Below are 3,100 nucleotides of genomic sequence, written 5' to 3'. Positions count from 1 at the left end.
GCCCAGATCGGCCTGCTGGCGGCCATCGGGCGGGCCACCGTCCTGGTCCGGCCGCGGCCCCGCGTGGTCGTCATGTCCACCGGCAGCGAGCTCGTCGAGCCCGGCGAGGAGCTCGCGCCCGGCCGCATCCACGACTCCAACAGCTTCGTGCTGTCCGCCTGCGCGCGCGACGCCGGCGCCATCGCCTACCGGGTCGGCGCCGTCGACGACGACGCCGAGCTCCTGCGCGCCACCCTGGAGGACCAGCTCATCCGCGCCGACGCCGTCGTCACCAGCGGCGGCGTCAGCGTCGGCGCGTACGACGTGGTCAAGGAGACCCTCGCCGGGCTCGCCGGCGAGGAGGGCAGCGTCTCCTTCCGCCGGCTCGCCATGCAGCCCGGCAAGCCGCAGGGCTTCGGCCGGATCGGCCCGGACCGGGTCCCGCTCTTCGCCCTCCCGGGCAACCCCGTCAGCTGCTACGTCTCCTTCGAGCTCTTCGTCCGCCCCGCCCTGCGGGCCCTCATGGGGCTCGACCCCGTCGACCGCACCACCGTGCGCGCCGTGTGCACCGACGCCGTGGCCTCCTCGCCGCAGGGCCGCCGCCAGTTCCTGCGGGCCCGCCACGAGCCGGGCTCGGGCACGGTCTCGCTCGTCGGCGGCGCCGGCTCGCACCTGGTGAAGGCCCTCGCCCAGGCCAACGCCCTCGTCGTCGTCCCCGAGGAGACGACCTCCGTCGCCGTCGGCACGGAGGTCGACGTGGTGCTCCTCGGCTGACTCCTCGGCCGGTCACCCGCCGCGCGCTGCCGGTACGGTGTCTGCCCAACAGGACCCGGACCAGGAGAACCATGAGCAGCGCCCAGGACCCGCCCGAGGCCTCCCGCCTGACCCACATCGACAGTGCGGGCGCGGCCCGCATGGTCGACGTCTCGGCCAAGGAGGTCACCGCCCGCACGGCCCGCGCCAGCGGGCGGGTCCTCGTCTCGCCGCGCGTGGTGGAGCTGCTGCGCGGCGAGGGCGTCCCCAAGGGCGACGCCCTCGCCACCGCCCGCATCGCCGGCATCATGGGCGCCAAACGCACCCCCGACCTGATCCCGCTCTGCCACCCGCTGGCCGTCTCCGGCGTGAAGGTCGACCTGTCCGTCGCCGACGACGCCGTGGAGATCACCGCCACGGTGCGGACGACCGACCGCACGGGCGTGGAGATGGAGGCGATGACGGCCGTCGCCGTCGCCGCCCTGACGGTCGTGGACATGGTCAAGGCCGTGGACAAGGGCGCGACCGTCACGGACATCAGGGTGGAGGAGAAGACGGGCGGAAAGTCGGGCACGTATCTCCGCTCCGCGGCGGACGGGGACGGCGCGTGACCGCGGGGCACACGCCCGAAGACGGGCCTTCGCCGGCGAACCGCCGCAACGGCGAGCAGCCACCACGCTCAGGTCCGGCGGTGGCGGACCTGCCGGCCGCCTCGGAGCGGACCCCGTACAGGGCCTTGGTCATCACCGCCTCCCACCGCGCCGCCACAGGCGTCTACGAGGACAAGGGAGGCCCTCTTCTCGCAGCCGGGCTGGAAGCCATGGGGTTCCTGACCGACGGCCCCGTCGTCGTCGACGACGGGGCCCCCGTCGAGGCGGCCCTGCGCAACGGCGTCACCGCCGCCTACGACGTGATCGTCACCACCGGCGGCACCGGGCTGTCGCCCACGGACCGCACGCCCGAGGCGACCCGCCCCCTCCTCGACCGGGAGGTCCCCGGCATCGCCGAGGCCGTCCGCGCCGAGGGGCTGGCCAAGGTGCCCACCGCCGCCCTCTCCCGGGGCCTGGCCGGGCTGGCCGGGCGGACGCTGATCGTGAACCTGCCCGGATCGACGGGCGGCGTCCGCGACGGCCTCGCCGTGCTGGGCCGGCTGCTGGTCCACGCCGTGGAGCAGGTGCACGGGGGCGATCACCCGAGACCGGGGGGCCCGCACTGAACGCCGGCCGCCCCGCCGAGCTCGTGGACGGCGACGTCCTCCTGCGCCCCATCCGGATGCGCGACCAGCACGCCTGGCGGGAGGTCAACCGGCGCAACCGCGACTGGCTGCGCCCCTGGGAGGCGACGATCCCGCCGCCCCCGCCGGGCGGCCCGGTCGCGCACCGCCCCACGTACCGGCAGATGGTGCGCCACCTGCGGGCCGAGGCCCACGCGGGGCGCATGCTGCCGTTCGTCATCGACTACCGGGGCAGGCTGGCCGGCCAGCTGACCGTGGCCGGGATCACCTGGGGCTCGATGTGCTCGGCGCACATCGGCTACTGGGTGGACGCGGCCGTCGCGGGCCGCGGCGTGATGCCGACCGCGGTCGCGCTCGCGGTCGACCACTGCTTCCGCTCGGTCGGCCTGCACCGCGTGGAGGTGTGCATCCGGCCGGAGAACCTGCCCAGCCGCCGGGTGGTGGAGAAGCTGGGCTTCCGGGAGGAGGGGCTGCGGCCCCGCTACCTCCACATCGACGGCGCCTGGCGCGATCACCTGGTCTACGCGCTGACGTCCGAGGAGGTCCCCGAAGGGCTCCTGCAGCGGTGGCACCGCTCCCGGCCCGGGACCCCGCAGAAATAGAATAGATATTCGAAAGTGACCGTCAATCGACGGTATTCGAGTGGACTCGGTCTCAACAATCACAAAAAAAGTTCGAGATATCAGCCGGATCGTGCGACACACCGGGCCAATTGGCGGAATCCCCTGCGCGTACCCCTCTACGGTGTGAAGTGTGAGCAGCAGCGGCCTCATCTACGCAGTCATCGTCGGGGCCTGGGCCGCCTACTTGGTGCCGATGTGGCTCCGTAGGCAGGACGAGCTCAATGAAGCCCGTCCGACGGAACGCTTCAGCACCGCCATCCGGCTTCTGTCGGGCCGGGCGGGGATGGAGCGCCGTTACGCCAAGGACCTGGAAGTGCGCGCCGCCGACGACGCGCCGGTCTCAAGCGAGCCCGGGGAGCCGGCGGCCCGTGCGCCCGAGCCGGAAGCGCCGACCGAAATGGTCGACGTCCGGCCCTTCGGCATGCCCGGAGCGGGGGGCGGGGGACCGGTGGAAGCGCCGGGCTCCGCGGGCCCGCCCGGCGGCTCCCAGAGCTCCGTGGCGCCCCCGGGT

The 3,100-nt window shown here is 74.1% G+C and carries 4 protein-coding genes and 1 pseudogene; all 5 read left to right on the top strand.

Translation table 11 applies throughout. From position 1 onward, the window contains the following. The coding region (locus tag V7793_RS35610) for a molybdopterin molybdotransferase MoeA (RefSeq protein ID WP_336013819.1) at positions 1-753 on the top strand (753 nt) is incomplete at its 5' end. 71 nt (positions 754-824) lie between these two features. After that, a complete protein-coding gene (moaC, locus tag V7793_RS35605) occupies positions 825-1,343 on the top strand; it encodes a cyclic pyranopterin monophosphate synthase MoaC (RefSeq protein ID WP_336013818.1) in 519 nt (172 codons plus the stop codon). Between the two features lie 80 nt (positions 1,344-1,423). Then, positions 1,424-1,948 carry a MogA/MoaB family molybdenum cofactor biosynthesis protein gene (locus V7793_RS35600; protein WP_336013817.1) on the top strand — a complete coding sequence of 175 codons (525 nt, stop codon included), beginning with the start codon at positions 1,424-1,426 and terminating at the stop codon, positions 1,946-1,948. Positions 1,949-2,004: 56 nt separating this feature from the next. After that, positions 2,005-2,568, top strand: a complete 564-nt coding sequence (locus tag V7793_RS35595; protein WP_336013820.1) for a GNAT family N-acetyltransferase — start codon at positions 2,005-2,007, stop codon at positions 2,566-2,568. 151 nt (positions 2,569-2,719) lie between these two features. Further along, positions 2,720-3,100, top strand: a pseudogene (locus V7793_RS35590) (hypothetical protein); the annotation flags it as partial.

The organism is Streptomyces sp. KLMMK, assembly GCF_036961605.1.
In the GTDB taxonomy this organism is placed as follows: Bacteria; Actinomycetota; Actinomycetes; order Streptomycetales; family Streptomycetaceae; genus Streptomyces; species Streptomyces telluris.
The sequence above is the reverse complement of the archived record's forward strand: the minus strand, read 5'-3'. Positions and strand labels throughout refer to the sequence as shown.